Consider the following 15,608-nt stretch of genomic DNA (forward strand, 5'->3'; position numbering starts at 1 on the left):
AACGATTCCTTAAATAATTTTATTGTTGAAGCTCGAACGGCAAGCTTTCCAGCAACTGCTTTACTGGTGCGGCTAAGCCGATCTCTTCTGGTTGAGATAAGTTATACCAAAGACCTTTGCTTGCTTCCATAACCATATTAGGTTGCTTTGATAGGTCTACCAAAATAGGGGTGATATCGAGGTGGTAGTGGCTAAAAGTATGACGAAATGCAATAAGCTGAGTTTGTCGCTTCACTTCACTGTCTAGGATGCCTCGATTGTCTACCTGAGTTTGGATATTTGCGTTGTCATTTTCAGGGAAACAAAATAATCCGCCCCAAATGCCTGACTGAGGGCGTTGTTCAAGCCATACCTTACCTTCATGATGCAACATCACGAACCAAGCCTCTTTCACTGGCTTCTCTTTCTTCGGCTTCTTACCGGGATAGTCGAGTGGATTGCCTTGCTTGTTGGCAACGCACATCGATTCTATCGGGCATAGGGTGCATTTGGGTTTGCTGCGAGTACACACCATTGCGCCCATATCCATCATTGCTTGGTTGTATTTATCGACATCAGTGTCAGGTGTGTGCTCTTCAGCATGTAGCCAGAGTTGATTCTCTACTTTCTTTTGCCCTGGCCAGCCATCAACGGCAAAACTGCGCGCTAAGGTACGTTTGACGTTGCCATCTAAAATCGCATGAGGCTGTTTGTAGACCGATGACAGGATGGCAGCGGCCGTAGAGCGACCAATCCCCGGTAGCGCATTCATCTCTTCAATATTGAGTGGGAACTCGCCACCATATTGCTCGGCAACGACTTTGGCCGCTTTATGCAGATTTCGAGCTCGGGCGTAGTAACCTAGTCCGGTCCAAAGGTGCAGTACTTCGTCTTGTTCTGCGTTAGCTAGGTCCACGACGGTTGGGAAGCGCTCTAGAAAACGTTGATAATAGGGAATAACAGTCGCAACCTGGGTTTGCTGCAACATGATCTCTGACAGCCAAACGCTATATGCGGTTTTATTCTGCTGCCACGGTAGGCTTTTTCGGCCATAGTTTTCGTACCACTCTAAGATGGCATTGGCGAATGGAGTCACGACTTGCTCTGCTTATAATTTGGTTTGTCAAAATTGCACCACATTCAGTGGCTAAAGTACAACCGATAAAGAGTAGGGTTATAATATGGAGGAAATCATCTAAAAGACTTGCACCAGTGTCAATTCTTTGGATAATCACAATCCCTTTGAGTCGAGACCAATTTTTAAACAGGCAAAATCATGAGTGAAGTGACCACTAACGAGTACAACGAAGACGGTAAAATGATACGCAAAATTCGCAGCTTTGTTCGCCGCGAAGGTCGTTTGACCAAAGGTCAAGAAAACGCGATGAATGAGTGTTGGCCAACCATGGGTATTGATTACCAAGAAAAGCTTCTGGATTGGAAAGAAGTGTTTGGTAACGACAACCCTGTTGTTCTAGAAATTGGTTTTGGCATGGGTGCATCGCTGGTAGAAATGGCGAAGAATGCACCTGAGAAAAACTTTATCGGTATTGAAGTACACAGCCCTGGCGTTGGTGCGTGTTTATCAGATGCGCGTGAAGCAGGCGTTACTAACCTACGTGTTATGTGTCACGATGCGGTAGAAGTATTCGAGCATATGATTCCAGATAGCAGCCTAGCTACACTGCAATTGTTTTTCCCGGACCCATGGCACAAGAAGCGTCACCATAAACGTCGTATCGTTCAGCTAGGTTTCGCTGAAATGGTTCGTCAGAAATTGGTTGATGGCGAAGGTATTTTCCACATGGCGACAGACTGGGAAAACTACGCAGAGCACATGATTGAAGTGATGAACGAAGCGCCTGGTTTCGAAAACATTGCAGCGGATGGCGATTACATTCCTCGTCCAGATGAGCGCCCGCTAACAAAATTTGAAGCACGTGGTCACCGTTTAGGCCACGGCGTTTGGGATATTAAGTTCAAGCGCGTAAAATAATCGCCACGACTGATTCCGAATGAATGCATTCTCGTGATGCGATTCATTTTAGTGAAAGACTAAAGCCAACATTGATGTGTTGGCTTTTTTGACCCTACAAGAAAATAATAACAAGTCATTGATTTTTAAGGTTGCCGATGAAGCCGACACAAGAAATATTAAATGAGATTCTCACTGAGGTGCGTCCACTAATAGGCCAAGGTAAGGTCGCAGATTATATTCCTGCGCTAGCGAAAGTGCCGGCATCAAAACTGGGTATTGCGGTTTTTACCAACGAAGGTGAAGTGATCAAAGCGGGCGATGCCGATGAGCCGTTTTCTATCCAGTCAATCTCAAAAGCACTGAGCTTAACGTTAGCCATGTGTCTGTATAAGCCCGAAGAGATATGGGCACGTGTTGGTAAAGAGCCATCAGGACAAGCGTTCAATTCCCTAATTCAGCTTGAAATGGAGCAGGGCATACCACGTAATCCGTTTATTAACGCTGGGGCGATAGTGGTGGCAGACTTGCTTAATAGCCGCTTATCTGCACCTCGTCAGCGCTTACTGGAGTTTGTTCGTCAGCTTTCCGGTGATACGCATATTTGTTACGACAAGATCGTTGCCGCGTCTGAAATGATGCACAGTGATCGTAATGCTGCTATTGCTTACTTGATGCGCTCATTTGGTAACTTTGAGAACGATGTGATTCCTGTGTTGAACAACTACTTTCATGCTTGTGCGCTGAAGATGAGCTGTGTTGATTTGGCAAAAACCTTCAGCTATTTAGCCAATAAAGGGACATCTGTACAAACGAGTAAGTCAGTGATTACCCCAACTCAGACCAAGCAACTGAACGCACTGCTCGCCACTTGTGGTCTGTACGATGGCGCAGGAGAGTTTGCATACCGAGTAGGCATGCCGGGTAAATCGGGCGTTGGCGGCGGCATCATGGCCGTTGTTCCGGGTGAAATGACTATTGCCGTGTGGTCTCCGGAGCTGGATCCGTCTGGCAACTCCTTAGCGGGTACTAAAGTGCTTGAATTACTGGCTGAGCGTATTGGCCGTTCTATTTTCTAGTGCATTAGAGCGTATTTGCCATTCCATAGACTGACGTAGGAAAGAGTAGGGAATCTCATTTAGTATTCGACTCGCTTGAAGAGATCCCCAATTCACTCGTTTCTTGCACTCGGGGATGGCAGTAAAACAAAGGGTTGATGCATTAACATCAACCCTTCTTAGTCTCTGAGTTTTACTCTTCCGCCATAAAGGCTTCTAACAGATCATTGAGGAATAGTTTACCTTTCTCTGTGATTTGCCAATGGGTATCGCTTTCGTCGATGTAGCCCATTTTAAGCGCCCAATCCATCGTTTCTTGAATCGCATCAAAGCCTAAGCCTGTGGTCTCCAAAAAGTCCTGTTTTGGACATGCTTCGATTAAACGGAAGCGGTTCATAAAGAACTCGAAAGGGCGATCTTCTGCCGCCACTTCCTCTTCGCTGTTTAAATACGGCTTTACCATATTGTCGTAAGCGGCAAGGTAGCCTTTGGGATGCTTAATCTTAGTCGTTCGAACAATGCGACCATCGTTGAAACTGATCTTGCCGTGAGAACCACAGCCAATGCCCAGGTAATCACCAAAGCGCCAGTAATTTAGGTTGTGCTGGCATTGATAGCCCGGTTTGCTGTAACCAGAGATCTCATACTGAACATAGCCGGCGTCTGCTAGCTTCTTATGACCTAATTCGAAGATATCCCACAAGTCATCGTCATCTGGCAGAGTCGGCTGCTTGTAGTAGAACATGGTGTTAGGTTCGATCGTGAGCTGATACCACGAAAGATGAGGAGGATCGAGTTCGATCGCTTTCTCTAGATCGCTTAGGGCTTGTTCAACAGATTGATCTGGTAGGCCATGCATAAGATCGAGGTTAAAACTGTTTAAGCCGATCTTATGCGCAAGCTTGGCAGCATTGACCGCTTCGTCTTGACCGTGAATACGCCCCAGTCGTTCCAGCTTTTGCTGTTCAAAGCTTTGTACGCCAACAGAGATACGAGTGACCCCAGCTTTTTGATAGCCAGCAAAGCGTTCGGCTTCAATGGTGCCAGGGTTGGCTTCCATGGTGATCTCAATATCTGGTTTAAACGGCAGCTTTGCTTCAATCCCTGCCAGTAAGTGAGCAATACCTTCGGCTGAGATTAAGCTTGGTGTTCCGCCACCAATAAAAATCGAGTGCAGTAAGCGCGGGTTATCGTTGAGTTTATAGCGATCGATATCCGCTTCTAGATCTTGCAGCAGCGCCGCAATGTACTCTTGCTCTGGGATCTCTGCTTTCACCGCATGGGAGTTAAAATCGCAGTAAGGGCACTTTTGTACACACCACGGGATGTGTACATAAAGGCTTAATGCTGGTGGAATTAATTGATTCATTGCTATTACAAAGGCTGCTCAGAAAGTGTCGCAAACAGTGTTTTGAGTGCTTTGCCGCGGTGCGAAAGTTGCTTCTTACGAACCGGCTCTAGCTCAGCTGATGCGCAATTGTCTTCAGGTACGAAGAAGATTGGATCGTAGCCAAACCCATTTTCACCGTGAGCTTCAGTCAGAATGCGACCTTCCCACTTACCGTGACATACAATCGGCGTTGGATCATTCTCGTGACGCATCAGAACCAATACGCAATGGAATCGAGCCGTACGCTCAGCTTCCGGTACGTCTTTCATTGCCTCAAGCAGCTTTTCTAGGTTCTGCTGGTCTGTAGCGCTTTCACCTGCATAACGCGCAGAATAGATGCCTGGTGCGCCTTTTAGGGCATCGACTTCAAGACCTGAATCATCAGCAATCGCAGCCAGACCAGTTTCTTTTGCCGCGTGGCGCGCTTTGATGATGGCGTTTTCGATAAAGGTGGTGCCAGTCTCAGCGACATCCGATACGTTGAACTCGCTTTGGGCAAGTACCTCGAAGCCGAAATCAGACAGTAAATCTGCCATTTCACGCACTTTGCCTTGGTTACCAGTTGCTAGCACTATCTTTTTCATGGTGGTCTCTTTGTTATTGCAATCAAGGGAAAATAGCCTGCTTCCCTTACTCAGTAGGTTTAGGTCTTAAGGTGTCTAAAAGCTTTTAGAACATCACAACCCAATTACTCTTCAACATAAAATTTCTGGGTGAACTTTAATGGGCCAGTGCCTTTATTGCCAGCATTAACATCAATATTGAAGGTAAGATTTTCTTCATCACTGATTGGAAACTCTGCTAAGTAGTAAATGGCATTGGCTTCTTTCACTTCGCGGAAAGTCAGTTTACGTGTTTGGCCAATCAGGTTTTTCGCAGAACCGGTGATCGTTGCGGTAATGGCAGGTTTGCCCGCTTGAGAATTGTCCAGCACGCTGATGTTGAGGAGTGCGGAATAACCATTGCGCTTTAACTTATAGCTACGAGCGACCTGTGGAGGTAAAAAGGTCGAGTTGAACGCGGAATAGTGTACTTCAACGTCTTTGATGGTTTTGAACTGTCCAGCCCAGGTAGGTAGGGCAACCAAGCTGGCTAACATTACTACTATCCATTTTTTCATGGTACTTCCTTTTGCTTAAAATAAACAAAAAGCCATCATAAGATGGCTTCAATTTCTTGTGGGATTTGGCTAGGTGATGATATCCGCACTTGTTTGTGCCGACCTAACTCACCCTTTTCTATTGTTATCAATCCCTTCGCCACTTTGAACTGCTTGGCGAGATATTTACTCAAATGAGCATTCGCTTTGCCATCAACAGGAGGAGCGGTAATGGCTACTTTGAGCTCCTCACCGTGTTGGCCAACAATCTTATCTCGGCTGGCTTTCGGTTGAATATAGAGCCTTAAGATAAGGTCTTCACCATCAAACCAAGCTGCTTGAGACATTATAGTTGGAACCAGATAGGACCGATCAAATCACCCATTAAAAAGTTAGCGAACTGTAGCGCAATAAACAGCACAAGTACGCTTAGGTCAAAGCCACCCATTGCTGGGAGAATGCGGCGGATTGGTGCCAGCATTGGTTCAGTCAGTTGATGGAATACGTATTCGATTGGGCTGCGACCTTGGCTTACCCAGCTTAGGATTGCACGAATCAGCAGAACCCAGAATAGTAGGCCACCAGCGGCTTTCAGTAATGAAAGTAGACCTAGGAACAAGAAGTCAGCGCTAAAGCTTACTGAGCCATTTGAAGCGACTAAAATTAACGCGACAAACTTAAGTACACACAGTACGTAGGCAAAGAATATTGTCGCTAGGTCTAGGCTACCAACCGATGGGATAACACGACGTAACGGTGCAATCACAGGCTGCGTTGCTTTAACAATGAATTGAGAAAACGGGTTGTAGAAGTCTGCACGTGACGCTTGTAGCCAGATACGTAAGATCACCACCATGATGTAAAGATCAAACAGGGTGGAAATCAGAAAACTCATTGAATTCATAGGTGACCCTTAGTTGTAGAGCGTTGAGCTCAAAATATTAAAATAGTTTTTCCATCTCTTCAGCGCGTGATACCGCCGCTTGCATAGCTTTGGCTACTATATCTGAAAGTTGATGGTCATTGAATGTTCGTAACGCTTCTGCGGTTGTACCGCCTTTCGAAGTCACGTTCTCGCGCAGTGTAGAAAGTTCGGTCTCTGGGTTTTCTACAACCATGCTTGCTGCGCCAAGTGCAGATTGTTGAACCAGTAGACGCGCTGTTTCTTTATCAAATCCTTGTGCTATCGCTTCCGCTTGCATCGCTTCCATAAATAGGAAGAAGTAAGCAGGGGCACTGCCTGCTGCCGCAATGACATTATTGATGCCAGATTCTTGTTCAACCCAGCAGACCTTACCGCAAGACTCCATGAGCTCAGCAGCAAAGGTTTTATCTGCCTCAGACACATGGACCGGGGCGTATAGGCCGCTCATACCTAATCCAAGTTGAGATGGGGTATTTGGCATCACACGCACAAGATTTAGTGTGCTATCAAGCATTTCATCGAAACGGGCACTCTGAATCCCTGCGGCAATAGAAATCACCAATTTTCCACTCCAGTCGATCGCTTGCAGCGGCTTACACACTTCTTCCATCATTTGTGGTTTTACCGATAACACCACCACATCTGCGTCTGCAGCTGCCTGAGCGTTGTCGTTCGTTGTGTGAATGCCAAAGGCTTGCTCTAGAGGCAAACGGCGTGTTTCAGATGGTGCCGTCGCAGTAATCAGCGTTGCTGGGTATCCATCAGCCACGAGGCCTGAAACGATGGCTTTCACCATGTTGCCTGCGCCAATAAAGGCGATCTTCTTGTGTTCCATTGGGTGTTCTTTCCTTGTTAAGGGTTAAGCTTTGTTGCTGTAATCACGAGCACCAAAGATAGCGGTACCAATACGTACCATGGTACTACCCGCTTCAATTGCCGCTTCCATGTCGCCGCTCATTCCCATTGAGAGCGTATCGATCTGCTGCTCAGGGTAGCGTTCAGAAAGCGTCTCTTTTAGGTCAGACAACTGCTTGAATGCACTCAGCTGCGAACTGTAATCAGAGACGTTAGCCGGAATTGACATCAATCCTCTTAAAGTGAGGTTTGGCAAAGAAGAAATCAACTCTGCCAGCGCAAAGATTTCGTCATTATTCAGTCCTGATTTCGACGCTTCACCACTGGTGTTAACCTGCATCAGTACCTGAATCGGCTCAGAACCTTCTGGTCGTTGGTCACTAAGGCGTTGGGCGATTTTAGCGCGGTCAACGGTATGCACCCAAGCAAAGTTCTCAGCCACGTGACGAGATTTATTGGATTGGATTGGGCCGATGAAATGCCACTCAAGATTTAACTCTGGATGGCGTTCTGAAAAGTGTGCTACTTTATTTGCACCCTCTTGAACATAGTTTTCACCAAACGCGACTTGTCCAGCTTGCGCAGCTTCTAGAATCGCCTCGACAGGCTTTGTTTTACTGACCGCGAGAAGTTGCACTGTCTCTCGACCGCGTCCACACTTTTGTTGTGCAGCCTCAATCTGTGAGGTGATCTGTTCAATATTTTGTTGAATACTAGTCATAGCAGATTTTACTTAAGGATTTTAAATGGATATCGCTGAATTACTGGATTTTAGTGTAAAGCATAATGCGTCAGATCTACATCTTTCTGCCGGAGTATCTCCAATGGTGAGAATAGATGGCGAAGTGAGAAAGTTAGGAGTTCCTGCATTTAGCCATGCTGATGTACACCGACTGGTGTTCGAGATCATGAATGACGCCCAGCGTAGCGAATTTGAAGAGCGCTTAGAAGTCGACTTTTCATTTGAGTTGCCTGATGTGGGTCGCTTCCGTGTTAACGCATTTAATCAAACTCGCGGTTGTGCAGCGGTCTTCCGTACCATTCCGACTGAAATTCCTACCCTTGAGCAGTTATCGGCTCCGAAAATCTTTGAAAAAATCGCCAATATGGAAAAAGGTTTGGTACTCGTGACTGGGCCGACAGGTTCGGGTAAGTCGACGACATTAGCAGCGATGGTTGATCACATTAACCGTAACCAAAATAAGCATATCCTAACCATCGAAGATCCGATTGAATTTGTTCATAACAATAACAAGTGTCTGATCAACCAACGTGAAGTACACCGTGACACTCACAGCTTTAAAAATGCATTACGCAGCGCATTGCGTGAAGATCCCGATGTGATTTTGGTGGGCGAGCTACGAGATCAAGAAACGATCAGCTTGGCACTGACCGCAGCAGAAACTGGACACCTAGTGTTTGGTACGCTGCACACCAGCAGTGCAGCAAAAACCATCGACCGTATTATCGATGTTTTCCCTGGCAGTGATAAAGACATGGTACGTTCAATGCTTTCAGAGTCGTTACGTGCGGTTATTGCTCAGAAGCTACTGAAACGCATTGGTGGTGGACGTACGGCTTGTCATGAAATCATGATGGCAACGCCGGCGATTCGTAACTTAGTCCGTGAAGATAAAGTGGCGCAGATGTATTCAGTGATTCAGACCGGCGCTGCGCACGGAATGCAGACGATGGAGCAAAATGCCAAGCAGTTGATTGCTCAAGGCTTAGTTGATCCAGAAGAGGTCGCTAAGAAGATCGAATCTGAATCTGGTATGTTTTAATTGAGGCAAATATGGACATAGATGTTTACCTTCAGGGAATGAATGCGCAGAAGTCTTCTGATCTCTATATCACCGTTGGCGCACCATTACTGTATCGAGTGGATGGGGAGCTTCGAGCGCAAGGTGAGAAGCTTTCAACCACTCAGGTCAATCAACTGCTAGAAAGCATGATGGACAAAGAACGCCATCAAGAGTATCTGCAATCAAAAGAGGCCAACTTTGCGATTGTGCGTGATTTTGGCCGTTATCGTGTTTCTGCGTTCTATCAGCGTGAAATGCCAGGCGCAGTGATTCGCCGCATCGAAACTACGATTCCTACTTTTGAAGACCTTCGTTTGCCTGATGTTCTACAAGACTTATCCATCGCTAAGCGTGGCCTAGTGCTGGTTGTGGGGGCGACGGGGTCGGGTAAGTCGACCACCATGGCGGCCATGACGGGCTACCGAAATTCTCACCGCACTGGTCATATACTAACTGTCGAAGACCCGATTGAATTTGTTCATGAACATCAGCGTTGTATTGTGACGCAACGTGAAGTTGGGTTAGATACTGAAAGCTATGAAGTGGCGTTAAAGAACTCGCTGCGCCAAGCGCCCGATATGATTTTGATTGGTGAGATCCGTTCGCGCGAAACCATGGAATACGCCATGACGTTCGCTGAAACCGGTCACCTGTGTATGGCAACCTTACACGCCAATAATGCCAACCAAGCACTGGAGCGTATTCTTCATCTTGTACCGAAAGAGCAAAAAGAGCAGTTCCTGTTTGATTTGTCGATGAACCTGCGTGGCGTGATTGGTCAGCAGTTAATTCGAGATAAGAATGGCCAAGGTCGTCATGGTGTGTTTGAGGTGCTTCTCAACAGCCCTCGTGTTTCTGACTTGATTCGTCGAGGGGACTTACACGAGCTTAAATCAACCATGGCGAAATCTCAGCAGACAGGCATGCAGACGTTCGACCAAGCGCTGTATAAATTGGTTGTTGAAGGCAAAATCAACGAGGAAGATGCACTGCACAGTGCCGACTCTGCCAATGACTTACGCATTATGCTAAAAACCCAGCGTGGCGATGGTTTGGGTAACGGGAGTTTAGATGGCGTTAAGATCGATATGGACTAGCATACTCTGCATATTTGAGAGAAAGTGTCATTCCATAGAGCGACGAAGGAGAGAGTAGGGAATCTCTAATGGTTTTCTACTTGCTGTAAAAGATTCCCAACTCGGTCGTGCCTCCCTCTCGGGAATGACGGAGGAAGTGCGCGTCATTCCATAGAGCGACGAAGGAGAGAGTAGGGAATCTCTAATGGTTTTCTACTTGCTGTAAAAGATTCCCAACTCGGTCGTGCCTCCCTCTCGAGGATGACGAGGAAACGTCTAAAGACAAAAAAGGTGATGCTAGTGCATCACCTTTTTTATTTATTACTTCTTGCTAGTCGCCGTATTGAGCTTCAAACCAGCTTTCAAGAATCACAACCGCTGACTGGCAATCGACATTACCTTTGCTTAGTGCTTTGTAGCCGCCCATTGCAAAAAGGTCTGCTCGCGCTTCAGTGGTTGATAGGCGTTCATCATGAAGCTCAACAGGCTTACCAAAGCGGCCATGAAGACGATTGGCAAATTTCTTTGCTCTTGGTGTAATCGTTGCTAGGTCTTTACCATGTAAGTCAGTGGGTAATCCAACCACTAACAGGTCTGGTTGCCACTCTTTGATCTGCTTTTCGATGTCATCCCAATTCGGAATACCATCGTTGGCCTTGAAGGCTTTTAAAGGTGAGGCTGTGCCAGTAATTTCCTGACCAATGGCGCTACCAATACTTTTGGTACCGAAGTCAAAAGCCATAATTGTTCGAGACATAACTACTCTTTCAATAAATTGGGATTAAGCGTGGCCGATGTCACTAGATAGTTGAGCGACATCAATACCAAGCATTTGTACTGCTTTTTGCCAACGTTCATCAATTGGTGTATCGAACATCACGTTGGGGTCGGCCTCAACGGTTAACCATGAGTTTTCAGACAATTCAATTTCCAGTTGGCCAGGCTCCCAACCTGAATACCCAAGGGCAACTAAATAATGATTAGGCTCTGCTTCTGTACCAAGGACCGTTAAGATGTCTCTTGATGTGGTTACAGAAACTTTATCACTCATCTGAATACTGGATTCATAACTGTCTTTAGGCTGGTGGAGAATAAAACCACGGTCTTCAGAGACAGGACCGCCATTTAAAACCGGCATGTCTAAACTGTCAGTCTGAAGCTTTGGATGAGCGGGCTCGACATCCACTTTTTCTAGCATTTTACCAATGGTGATATCGATAGGTGCGTTGATCATCAGCCCCATCGCCCCTTCGGCATTATGTTCACAGACGTAAATAACGCTGCGTTGGAAATATGGGTCTTTCATCCCCGGCATTGCCACTAAAAAATGGTTGGTTAAGTTCATAGTCACTCCAACTCAAAACGGGGCGATCAATGACCGCCCTATGATTAGCATGGCAAATTATTTTGCTTCTTTTAGACGACGCTCAATTGCGTCCATAAGTTTGCCAGTAATAGAGACATCAAAAGCTGCTTCGATTTCACGAATACAAGTCGGGCTGGTTACGTTGATCTCAGTGAGCTTATCGCCAATCACATCGAGACCAACAAAGATAAGCCCTTTTTCTTTAAGTGTAGGCGCTACAGCTTCAGCGATCTTTTTATCTGTCTCGCTCAGTGGACGAGCTTCACCTGTACCACCGGCTGCTAGGTTGCCACGAGTCTCACCTTTTGCCGGAATACGCGCTAGACAGTAGCCAATCGGCTCACCATCAACGACTAAGATGCGCTTGTCGCCATTGCTGATATCAGGCACAAAAGTTTGCGCCATAGCGTAGTTCTGGCCGTGATTGGTCAGTGTCTCGATGATCACGGATACGTTTGGATCGCCTTCTTTGACACGGAAGATAGACGCGCCGCCCATGCCATCAAGCGGTTTAAGGATCACATCACCGTGCTTTTCACGGAACTGTTTAATTTTCTCAGCTTTACGCGTCACGATAGTGGTTGGAGTAAGTTCTGGGAACCACGCTGTGAACAGTTTTTCGTTACAATCACGTAAGCTTTGTGGTTTGTTGACGATCAGTGTGCCTTGCTCTTCTGCGCGCTCTAGGATGTATGTCGCGTAGATGTACTCTGTATCAAACGGAGGATCTTTACGCATGAGTACCGCATCTAGTTCTGAAAGCTCGATCGTTTGCTCAGATTTGAACTCATACCAACCATTTGGATCTTCTTTAAGCTCAACTACTTTAGTATCAGCAACCGCGACACCTTGTTCTAAATGAAGGTCGTCCATTTCCATGTAATGGATTTCGTAGCCGCGGCGCTGCGCTTCAAGCATCATGGCAAAGCTAGAGTCTTTCTTGATGTTAATGGACGAGATAGGGTCCATTACGATACCTAATTTGATCATTATTTTTCTCCGTTTAACCAAGATCGCCGAAACGAACTTGCAAAGCTGTAATTGCAGTAAGAGCCGCGGTTTCGGTACGTAGCACACGTGGACCAAGCAGCGTCTCTTCAAATTTGTAAGTTTCTGTCATGCCAATCTCTTCCGCTGATAAACCACCTTCAGGGCCAATCAATAGGCGTACTTTATCTACCGGTGTTGGTAGGGTGTTGATCGAGTACTTTGCTCGTGGGTGTAGGTTGAGTTTCAAGCCGTCGTATTCTTCACCACACCACTCTTCAAGCTGCATGATAGGGCGGATTTCAGGTACGGTGTTACGACCGCACTGTTCACAGGCGCTGATGGCGATTTTCTGCCACTGGGCAAGCTTTTTCTCGAAGCGTTTTTGGTCGAGTTTCACGCCGCAGCGCTCTGAAATCAGTGGAGTGATGGTGTTAACGCCAAGCTCTACCGATTTTTGAATGGTGAACTCCATCTTGTCACCACGAGAGATAACTTGGCCTAAATGCAAGTCTAGAGGTGATTCTGAATTGCGTTCAACACGTTGCTTCAGTTCAACCTCAACACTCTTTTTCGATACGTTACTGATCTCTGCAGGGAACTCGGCACCGCTACCATCAAACAGAAGAACCTCTTGGCTCTCTTTCATGCGCAATACACGCCCTATATGACCAGCTGCATCTTCACTTAGCATGAGTGAGCCTAACTGAGTAATGGTTTCTGGGTGATAAATTCGTGGGATTCGCATCAGTTTCGATTTCCAGCAAGAGATTTTGAGATAACCTCTAACATGGATGCTTTTAGGGGAAAAAACAAGGGGCAGCAAGAGTTTCCAGCGAATAACTGGAAACTCACAATATCATGGAGCTAGAGCGCTATAACGCTTGGCAAGCTTGGTAGACAAAGGGGTTATGGTTGCCTTGTATTTTGAAGATGCGATCTTCGCGAGTGCACTCCCATTTATCCACTGGGAATTGCTTGTTCCAGGCGTTCATTAACTGGGTTTGCTGCTTGGACAACTTAAAGCCGTACTCTTGGCTCATGTATAGGTAGGTACGAGCTATCGAACCTTTTGCCCTATCGGGTGGCATGACTTTGCGTTGTTTGAAGTTCACTTGCATTTCGCAGCGCCCATAGCTGACGCCATCAACACCGTTCCACTGACTGAAGTTGTAATTAGAGCGGTCGCCATTTACTTCACCGATCGCTGGCGTAAGGTTATGCAGATCGGCCTCCATAGATTTAAAGACCTTGTCGTTTTTAGTGCAGTTTTTTCGTCCGCCAGTTTGCCAACATTGACGCTGGTGGCCAAACTGCCAGGCTGGGACGACATGTTCCCACTCTATGCGAGAAGCACGTTTTTCTTGTTTGCGAACTTGGTAACCACAAGAGCTTAGGTCCGGGGTCCCTTTGCGCCCTTGCCACTCTATATCGCAGCCACAATAAAAGCTGGTTGGGTGGTCAGCATAGATCTTTACCGCTTCTTTTTTCGCTTTTGAAAAAGAAGAGGGGGGAGCGGCAACAGCTAAAGCAGGCAAGAGCCCAAGCGACAATGCCAAGAACAGTAATTTCTTCATTATGAGTATTAGAAAAGTATGAGTAACTACAGTCTAGCACGCATTATTGAATCGGATTATTGAGAAAATACTGATTTATGAGAGTTGCTTGCCACTAAACGTCAGTGTTTTCTGGCACTGCTGACATCGGTAGCTTGCTTGGTTTCGTATGACTTTATTGTGTCTGCGAATCGATAAAGGGTAGGTCGTACAGCCGCAAAGGTACTCAAAGGTCTTTCCTTGCACGGATGTCACTTCGAAGCTGTGAGTTGTCTTTGCTGGGACTCTAAAGACCGACTCCATCACACCTTGCCACTCTTTTCCATGAGGTCTGACTCGTCCGTAGACTTGATAAGTAATCAGATGAGCAATTTCATGGGGAATAACTTCGTCTAAAAAAGCCTTTTGATTCTCTTTGAATAATATTGGATTGAGACGAATTTCATTCAACTGTAAGTAGGCTTTACCCGCCGCTTTTCCTCGCAACTTAAAGCTGATGTCTGGGATAGGGAAAGAACGTTGAAATGCACTCGATGCTGAGTGGATACACTGAGCAATAACTTTCTTGGTTCGATATTCTAGTTCTTGATCCAATCTTGGCTCCAATAAAAACGCCCCTAACGAGAGGGGCGAATCATATAATGCTTTCAAGCGAAGAGCGACTAAGGGTGGTGTTTTTTCTTAATCACTTCATGGTAAGCATGCCAAGTACCGTAGCCTAGGATGGGCATAGTAAAGAGCATGCCGATACCGTAAGTCGCAAAGCCAACGAGAATTCCGCCACAAATCAGTGCCGCCCAAACAATCATTGCAGGAATGTTGGATTTTACGGCGTTGAAGCTAGTGAAGACGGCGGTCATCATGTCGACACGGCGTTCCATCATCAATGGAATTGAAAACGCAGAGATACTGAATACAACCGCAGCAAGTACTAACCCAACTAATGAGCCAATAACCAAAAATGGCATAAAGTCAGTCAGTGGAGCGCCTTGTACTGAAGGGTAGAGCGCGTGTAGTAGCGCGGCAATTCTCATCCAGAAAATCATACACACTGCCAACATTACGGCAAACGCCCACTGTGAGGTGGAATTGCGGCTGATGGCTTTCATTGAGTGCAGTAAGCTCGGGCTGTGGCCTTTTTCTCGCTCCCAGCTCGCATCGTATAGGCCAAGTGCGAGGAACGGTCCGATCAGCATATAGACAACTAGGCTAGGCATGACCACAAGGTGCGTGCCTTGCCATTGCACGAGAAGCACTATACCAATAGCGGCTGCCATGAAACATAGGCCGTAAAAACCGCTGATCAGCGGCATGCGGACAAAGTCGTGCAAACCAAGCGATAACCAATGAAACGGAGCAGAGATACTCACTTGGTTACATGGAATGGTTCGCGCGTATTCTTGGTCTGGGACTTCCTTGCGCTTATCGCTGAAGTCATTGGGATTCACCGTACGAGGCATACATCCTCCTTGATCGATTCTCTATTGTCATCAAGTAGCTTGGCTACTCTAATGCGTAGGAAACTCGATGCCCGGGT

General features: G+C 46.5%; 19 protein-coding genes. 4 read left to right on the forward strand and 15 right to left on the reverse strand.

Going from position 1 to position 15,608, the window contains the following annotated elements; genetic code table 11:
• Positions 1-19: 19 nt before the first annotated feature.
• Positions 20-1,075 (reverse strand): A/G-specific adenine glycosylase, encoded by a 1,056-nt coding sequence (gene mutY / locus EJ063_RS13690; protein WP_126574849.1) that lies wholly within the window; start codon positions 1,073-1,075, stop codon positions 20-22.
• A gap of 180 nt (positions 1,076-1,255) precedes the next feature.
• Here mutY and trmB point away from each other — a divergent pair, with 180 nt between their 5' ends.
• On the forward strand, positions 1,256-1,975 hold the full coding sequence (gene trmB, locus EJ063_RS13695) for a tRNA (guanosine(46)-N7)-methyltransferase TrmB (RefSeq protein ID WP_126574852.1): 720 nt from the start codon (positions 1,256-1,258) through the stop codon (positions 1,973-1,975).
• A gap of 137 nt (positions 1,976-2,112) precedes the next feature.
• On the forward strand, positions 2,113-3,033 hold the full coding sequence (glsB, locus tag EJ063_RS13700; protein WP_126574853.1) for a glutaminase B: 921 nt from the start codon (positions 2,113-2,115) through the stop codon (positions 3,031-3,033).
• 172 nt (positions 3,034-3,205) lie between these two features.
• Here glsB and hemW read toward each other — a convergent pair whose 3' ends face one another.
• The 7 genes from hemW to EJ063_RS13735 all read right to left on the reverse strand — a co-directional run bounded on the left by hemW (position 3,206) and on the right by EJ063_RS13735 (position 8,002).
• Positions 3,206-4,381 (reverse strand): radical SAM family heme chaperone HemW, encoded by a 1,176-nt coding sequence (gene hemW / locus EJ063_RS13705; RefSeq protein WP_126574856.1) that lies wholly within the window; start codon positions 4,379-4,381, stop codon positions 3,206-3,208.
• 5 nt (positions 4,382-4,386) lie between these two features.
• The gene (locus EJ063_RS13710; RefSeq protein ID WP_126574858.1) at positions 4,387-4,986 is read right to left on the reverse strand and encodes an XTP/dITP diphosphatase; all 600 of its coding nucleotides are present in this window, start codon (positions 4,984-4,986) and stop codon (positions 4,387-4,389) included.
• A 104-nt stretch (positions 4,987-5,090) separates the two neighbouring features.
• Complete coding sequence (locus EJ063_RS13715; RefSeq protein ID WP_126574859.1) at positions 5,091-5,522, reverse strand: DUF4426 domain-containing protein; 432 nt, start codon at positions 5,520-5,522, stop codon at positions 5,091-5,093.
• Between the two features lie 35 nt (positions 5,523-5,557).
• A complete protein-coding gene (gene yggU, locus EJ063_RS13720; protein ID WP_126574861.1) occupies positions 5,558-5,848 on the reverse strand; it encodes a DUF167 family protein YggU in 291 nt (96 codons plus the stop codon).
• Complete coding sequence (locus EJ063_RS13725; protein WP_126574863.1) at positions 5,848-6,405, reverse strand: YggT family protein; 558 nt, start codon at positions 6,403-6,405, stop codon at positions 5,848-5,850. Before EJ063_RS13725 ends, yggU begins: the two co-directional genes overlap by 1 nt.
• Before the next feature lie 37 nt (positions 6,406-6,442).
• Entirely contained in the window at positions 6,443-7,261 is an 819-nt protein-coding gene (gene proC / locus EJ063_RS13730; protein WP_126574864.1) for a pyrroline-5-carboxylate reductase, read from the reverse strand.
• A 24-nt stretch (positions 7,262-7,285) separates the two neighbouring features.
• The gene (locus tag EJ063_RS13735; protein WP_126574865.1) at positions 7,286-8,002 is read right to left on the reverse strand and encodes a YggS family pyridoxal phosphate-dependent enzyme; all 717 of its coding nucleotides are present in this window, start codon (positions 8,000-8,002) and stop codon (positions 7,286-7,288) included.
• Between the two features lie 25 nt (positions 8,003-8,027).
• Here EJ063_RS13735 and EJ063_RS13740 point away from each other — a divergent pair, with 25 nt between their 5' ends.
• Together EJ063_RS13740 and EJ063_RS13745 are read left to right on the forward strand one after the other, a co-directional pair.
• Positions 8,028-9,065 carry a type IV pilus twitching motility protein PilT gene (locus tag EJ063_RS13740; protein ID WP_126574867.1) on the forward strand — a complete coding sequence of 346 codons (1,038 nt, stop codon included), beginning with the start codon at positions 8,028-8,030 and terminating at the stop codon, positions 9,063-9,065.
• An 11-nt stretch (positions 9,066-9,076) separates the two neighbouring features.
• Positions 9,077-10,183, forward strand: a complete 1,107-nt coding sequence (locus EJ063_RS13745) for a PilT/PilU family type 4a pilus ATPase (RefSeq protein ID WP_126574868.1) — start codon at positions 9,077-9,079, stop codon at positions 10,181-10,183.
• A 310-nt stretch (positions 10,184-10,493) separates the two neighbouring features.
• Here the strand turns inward: EJ063_RS13745 and ruvX are convergent, their stop codons facing one another.
• The 7 genes from ruvX to EJ063_RS13780 all read right to left on the reverse strand — a co-directional run bounded on the left by ruvX (position 10,494) and on the right by EJ063_RS13780 (position 15,531).
• Positions 10,494-10,919: a Holliday junction resolvase RuvX gene (gene ruvX / locus EJ063_RS13750; protein ID WP_126574870.1), complete on the reverse strand. Its 426-nt coding sequence runs from the start codon at positions 10,917-10,919 to the stop codon at positions 10,494-10,496.
• 24 nt (positions 10,920-10,943) lie between these two features.
• Positions 10,944-11,507: a YqgE/AlgH family protein gene (locus tag EJ063_RS13755; RefSeq protein ID WP_126574872.1), complete on the reverse strand. Its 564-nt coding sequence runs from the start codon at positions 11,505-11,507 to the stop codon at positions 10,944-10,946.
• 57 nt (positions 11,508-11,564) lie between these two features.
• On the reverse strand, positions 11,565-12,518 hold the full coding sequence (gshB, locus tag EJ063_RS13760; RefSeq protein ID WP_126574873.1) for a glutathione synthase: 954 nt from the start codon (positions 12,516-12,518) through the stop codon (positions 11,565-11,567).
• Between the two features lie 13 nt (positions 12,519-12,531).
• Positions 12,532-13,263: a 16S rRNA (uracil(1498)-N(3))-methyltransferase gene (rsmE, locus tag EJ063_RS13765; protein WP_126574875.1), complete on the reverse strand. Its 732-nt coding sequence runs from the start codon at positions 13,261-13,263 to the stop codon at positions 12,532-12,534.
• Between the two features lie 127 nt (positions 13,264-13,390).
• Positions 13,391-14,092, reverse strand: a complete 702-nt coding sequence (gene endA, locus EJ063_RS13770; RefSeq protein WP_126574877.1) for a deoxyribonuclease I — start codon at positions 14,090-14,092, stop codon at positions 13,391-13,393.
• A gap of 75 nt (positions 14,093-14,167) precedes the next feature.
• Positions 14,168-14,665: a SprT family zinc-dependent metalloprotease gene (locus EJ063_RS13775; protein ID WP_126574879.1), complete on the reverse strand. Its 498-nt coding sequence runs from the start codon at positions 14,663-14,665 to the stop codon at positions 14,168-14,170.
• 68 nt (positions 14,666-14,733) lie between these two features.
• Positions 14,734-15,531, reverse strand: coding sequence for a DUF2189 domain-containing protein (locus tag EJ063_RS13780; protein ID WP_126574880.1), 798 nt, complete (start codon positions 15,529-15,531; stop codon positions 14,734-14,736).
• Positions 15,532-15,608 lie beyond the last annotated feature (77 nt).

Source organism: Vibrio aquaticus, assembly GCF_003970385.1.
Classification (GTDB): Bacteria; Pseudomonadota; Gammaproteobacteria; order Enterobacterales; family Vibrionaceae; genus Vibrio; species Vibrio aquaticus.

Coding starts and splice junctions, on each gene's coding strand:
- gshB (WP_126574873.1), bottom strand. CDS start 12,518: ATGATCAAATTAGGTATCGTAATGGACCCTATCTCGTCCATTAACATC.
- EJ063_RS13740 (WP_126574867.1), top strand. CDS start 8,028: ATGGATATCGCTGAATTACTGGATTTTAGTGTAAAGCATAATGCGTCA.
- EJ063_RS13755 (WP_126574872.1), bottom strand. CDS start 11,507: ATGAACTTAACCAACCATTTTTTAGTGGCAATGCCGGGGATGAAAGAC.
- EJ063_RS13745 (WP_126574868.1), top strand. CDS start 9,077: ATGGACATAGATGTTTACCTTCAGGGAATGAATGCGCAGAAGTCTTCT.
- EJ063_RS13735 (WP_126574865.1), bottom strand. CDS start 8,002: ATGACTAGTATTCAACAAAATATTGAACAGATCACCTCACAGATTGAG.
- rsmE (WP_126574875.1), bottom strand. CDS start 13,263: ATGCGAATCCCACGAATTTATCACCCAGAAACCATTACTCAGTTAGGC.
- endA (WP_126574877.1), bottom strand. CDS start 14,092: ATGAAGAAATTACTGTTCTTGGCATTGTCGCTTGGGCTCTTGCCTGCT.
- EJ063_RS13780 (WP_126574880.1), bottom strand. CDS start 15,531: ATGCCTCGTACGGTGAATCCCAATGACTTCAGCGATAAGCGCAAGGAA.
- yggU (WP_126574861.1), bottom strand. CDS start 5,848: ATGTCTCAAGCAGCTTGGTTTGATGGTGAAGACCTTATCTTAAGGCTC.
- EJ063_RS13725 (WP_126574863.1), bottom strand. CDS start 6,405: ATGAATTCAATGAGTTTTCTGATTTCCACCCTGTTTGATCTTTACATC.
- glsB (WP_126574853.1), top strand. CDS start 2,113: ATGAAGCCGACACAAGAAATATTAAATGAGATTCTCACTGAGGTGCGT.
- EJ063_RS13715 (WP_126574859.1), bottom strand. CDS start 5,522: ATGAAAAAATGGATAGTAGTAATGTTAGCCAGCTTGGTTGCCCTACCT.
- proC (WP_126574864.1), bottom strand. CDS start 7,261: ATGGAACACAAGAAGATCGCCTTTATTGGCGCAGGCAACATGGTGAAA.
- hemW (WP_126574856.1), bottom strand. CDS start 4,381: ATGAATCAATTAATTCCACCAGCATTAAGCCTTTATGTACACATCCCG.
- ruvX (WP_126574870.1), bottom strand. CDS start 10,919: ATGTCTCGAACAATTATGGCTTTTGACTTCGGTACCAAAAGTATTGGT.
- EJ063_RS13710 (WP_126574858.1), bottom strand. CDS start 4,986: ATGAAAAAGATAGTGCTAGCAACTGGTAACCAAGGCAAAGTGCGTGAA.
- trmB (WP_126574852.1), top strand. CDS start 1,256: ATGAGTGAAGTGACCACTAACGAGTACAACGAAGACGGTAAAATGATA.